Annotated in this window: 3 protein-coding genes and 1 pseudogene; 1 reads left to right on the top strand and 3 read right to left on the bottom strand. The window is 70.2% G+C overall.

Translation table 11 applies throughout. The features are described 5' to 3' along the window. Nucleotides 1-29 precede the first annotated feature (29 nt). Nucleotides 30-370 (top strand): annotated as a pseudogene (locus tag PLP61_RS15790) (DUF4396 domain-containing protein). A 176-nt stretch (nucleotides 371-546) separates the two neighbouring features. Here PLP61_RS15790 and dmpG read toward each other — a convergent pair. From dmpG to PLP61_RS15775, 3 genes are read right to left on the bottom strand one after another with little or no spacing between them, the layout of a single operon-like run. After that, nucleotides 547-1,569, bottom strand: a complete 1,023-nt coding sequence (gene dmpG / locus PLP61_RS15785; protein ID WP_324503710.1) for a 4-hydroxy-2-oxovalerate aldolase — start codon at nucleotides 1,567-1,569, stop codon at nucleotides 547-549. After that, complete coding sequence (locus PLP61_RS15780) at nucleotides 1,566-2,549, bottom strand: acetaldehyde dehydrogenase (acetylating) (protein ID WP_502889088.1); 984 nt, start codon at nucleotides 2,547-2,549, stop codon at nucleotides 1,566-1,568. Before PLP61_RS15780 ends, dmpG begins: the two co-directional genes overlap by 4 nt. Beyond that, the gene (locus PLP61_RS15775; RefSeq protein WP_324503709.1) at nucleotides 2,542-3,348 is read right to left on the bottom strand and encodes a 2-keto-4-pentenoate hydratase; all 807 of its coding nucleotides are present in this window, start codon (nucleotides 3,346-3,348) and stop codon (nucleotides 2,542-2,544) included. The genes PLP61_RS15780 and PLP61_RS15775 overlap by 8 nt, the downstream gene beginning before the upstream one ends. Nucleotides 3,349-3,577: the final 229 nt, after the last annotated feature.

Genomic DNA, 3,577 nt, shown 5'->3' with positions numbered 1-3,577 from the left:
CCCCCCTCCTCGAGCGCGGTCGACAGGCAATGCACTGCGCCATCGGCGAGGTCTCCGGCCTTGTGATCGGCACCCTGTTGGGTCTCTCCCCGAGCGGCACGATCGCGCTGGCGATTGCCCTGGACTTCCTCTTCGGCTACGCGCTCTCCGCCCTCCCCCTGCTGCGTGCCGGCGTACCGCCGCGGTCAGCCATGGCCGTCGTCCTCTCGGCGGACACTCTGTCGATCGTGACGATGGAGGTCACCGACAACCTGGCCATGGCTGGCATCCAGGAGCGATGGACGCCGGTCTCGCAGATCCCCTCTTCTGGGTCAGCTTGGCCGTCTCACTTCTCGCAGCGTTCGCCGTAGCGTTCCCGGTCAACCGGTAGCTCATCGACCGGGGCAAGGGTCACGCCCTGCATCACCGGGGCGCATCACTAGGCGCGATTCAACTGGTCGCGACGCACCGCTCAACGGGGTGGGAGGCGCGATTCAACCGGTCGCCACGCACCACTCAACGGAGCACGAGGCGCGAGTCAACGGGGTGGGAGGCGCGAGTCAACGGTCAGGAGGCCTGGCCCTGCTGCTCGGCGAGCATCGTCAGCGCGATGTCGACGATCATGTCCTCCTGGCCGCCGACCAGACCCCGCCGGCCGACCTCGAGCAGCAGCGTGCGCGCATCGACGCCATACCGCTCGGAGGCCGCCTCGGCGTGACGCAGGAACGACGAGTACGCACCGGCGTACCCCAGCGTCAGCGTCTCCCGGTCGACCTGGACCGGCCGGTCCCGGAGCGGGCGGACGAGGTCGTCGGCCGCGTCCTGGAGCTTGAACAGGTCGCACCGGTGGTTCCAGCCGAGCAGGTCGGCCACCGCGATGAACGGCTCGATCGGGGCGTTCCCGGCGCCGGCACCCTGTCCGGCCAGCGACGCGTCGACGCGGTAGACACCCTCCTCGACCGCGACCACGGAGTTCGCCACCGACAGCGAGAGGTTCTCGTGGGCGTGGATGCCGATCTGCGTCTCCGGGCTCAGCACCTCGCGGTAGGCGCGCACGCGGTCCCGGACGGCGTCCATGGTCAGCCGTCCGCCGGAGTCGGTGACGTAGACGCACTGCGCGCCGTAGGACTCCATGAGCTTGGCCTGCTGGGCCAGCCCCTCGGGTGAGTTCATGTGGCTCATCATCAAGAACCCGGACACGTCCATGCCGATCTCGCGGGCGGTCTCGATGTGCTGCCGGGAGACGTCGGCCTCGGTGCAGTGGGTGGCGATGCGCACCGAGCGGACGCCGAGGGAGTAGGCGTGCTTGAGCTCCTCGATGGTGCCGATGCCCGGCAGCAGCAGTGTCGTGAGCACCGCGTTCTGAAGCACCGAGGCGGCCGCCTCGATCCACTCCCAGTCGGTGTTCGAGCCCGGGCCGTAGTTCAGCGACCCGCCGGCGAGGCCGTCACCGTGGGCCACCTCGATGGCGTCCACACCGGCGTCGTCGAGGGCGGCGACGATCTTCTTCACGTCCTCCGGGTCGATGCGGTGCCGGATCGCGTGCATCCCGTCGCGCAGGGTGACGTCCTGGATGTAGAGCTCGGTCACTGGAGTGCTCCTTCGGTCTCGGCCGGCAGCTGGGCCACGATGTGCTCCGCGGCCCGCAGCGCCGCCGAGGTCATGATGTCGAGGTTCCCGGCGTAGGCCGGCAGGTAGTGCGCGGCGCCCTCGACCTCGAGGAACACCGATACCTTGTGGGTCACGTTCACCTCGCCCACCCCCTTGCCGAGCAGGGTGTGCACCGGCTCGCCCTCCGGGATGCGGGTGAACTGCACCTGCTGCTTGAGCCGGTAGCCCGGGACGTACGCCGCCACGTCGGCCACCATCTGCTCCACCGACTCGCGGATCGCGTCCTGCAGCAGCTCCTCGGGGTCGTTGTAGAGCGCCAGCACGGTGTCGCGCATGATCAGGGGCGGCTCGGCGGGGTTGAGGATGATGATCGCCTTGCCCTTCCACGCGCCGCCCACGGCCTCGATGGCCGCGGCCGTGGTCTCGGTGAACTCGTCGATGTTCGCCCGCGTGCCCGGACCCGCCGACTTCGAGGCGATCGAGGCGACGATCTCGGCGTACGGCACGTCGGTCACCCTGCTCACGGCGTACACGATGGGAATCGTGGCCTGCCCGCCGCAGGTGACCATGTTGACGTTGTCGGCCTCCTCGTGGGTCTCCAGGTTGACCGCGGGCACCACGTAGGGCCCGATGGCGGCCGGGGTGAGGTCGACCAGCTTCTTGCCGTACGGCGCCAGCTTGGCCGCGTTGACCTTGTGCGCACCGGCCGACGTGGCGTCGAAGACGATCCTGATGTCCTCGAACCCGTCCATCGCGATCAACCCGTCGACGCCCTCGTGGGTGGTCGGCACCTTGAAGCGAGCGGCGCGCGCGAGACCGTCTGACTCGGGGTCGATGCCCACCATCGCGCCCATCTCGAGGGTCTTCGACACTCGCATCACCTTGATCATCAGGTCGGTCCCGATGTTGCCGGAACCGATCACCGCCACCTTGGTCCTGCCCGTCATCTGCTCACTCACCTTCCCTGGAGAACGTCGCGGTCACCGTGCCGAGACCGGTGATGTCGGCGGTGACCACGTCCCCTGCGGAGACGGCCACCATGGGGCCCAGTGCGCCGGACAGGACCACCTGTCCGGCGCGCAGCGGCTCGCCGAACTCGCGGGCCTTGGCGGCGAGCCAGGCCAGCGCGTTGAGCGGGTCGCCGAGGCAGGCGGCGCCGTTGCCGCTGGACACCTGCGCTCCGTTGATGCTCATGCTCATCTCCGCCCCGACGGGCTCGAAGTCGTCGAGAGTGCGTCGCTCCGCGCCGAGCACGTAGAGCCCGCTGGAGGCGTTGTCGGCCACCGTGTCGCCGAACCGGATGTCCCAGTCGGCCACCCGAGAGTCGACGATCTCGAGCGCCGCGACGGCGTAGGCGACCGCGCGTCGCACCTGGGTCGCGTCCAGCGGTCCGTCGGCGAGATCCTCCTCGAGGACGAACGCCACCTCGGCCTCGGCCTTCGGCTGCAGCAGCCGGCTCATCGGGACCGGCTCGTCCTCGCCGTACCCCATGTCGTCGAAGAGCACCCCGAAGTCCGGCTGGTCCACGCCGAGCTGCTGCTGGACGGCGGGCGAGGTGAGGCCGATCTTGCGGCCCACGATCGTGGCGCCCGCCGCGAGCCGGGCGGCGGTGAGCCGCTCCTGGACGGCGTAGGCCTGGACGACGTCGTCGGCGCCGATGAGGTCGCGCACCGGGGCGCACGGAACACCGTCAGCAGCGGCCTCCAGGAGCCTGGTGGCCGCCTCGACGATGTGCGGGGCGGGATCAGTGCTGCTCATCTGCCCTCCAGCGGGTAGGGATCGGGTGCCGTCCACGATGCGGGGTGCTCCCGCCCACGCGGAAGCCCAGCGTTCCGCTCACCGGAACCTAACGCGGGTAGACGGCGACGGGTCGGCTGCCATTCGTGACGGGTCGGCTGCCATTCGTGACGGGTCAGCGGGGGCGCAGCTGGGCGCGGCGGGCCAGCGTGGCCGAGATGCCGGCGGCGGCGGCGCGGACCGACGCGGC

It is taken from the genome of Nocardioides sp. (assembly GCF_035429765.1).
GTDB lineage: Bacteria > Actinomycetota > Actinomycetes > Propionibacteriales > Nocardioidaceae > Nocardioides.
The sequence above is the reverse complement of the archived record's forward strand: the minus strand, read 5'-3'. Positions and strand labels throughout refer to the sequence as shown.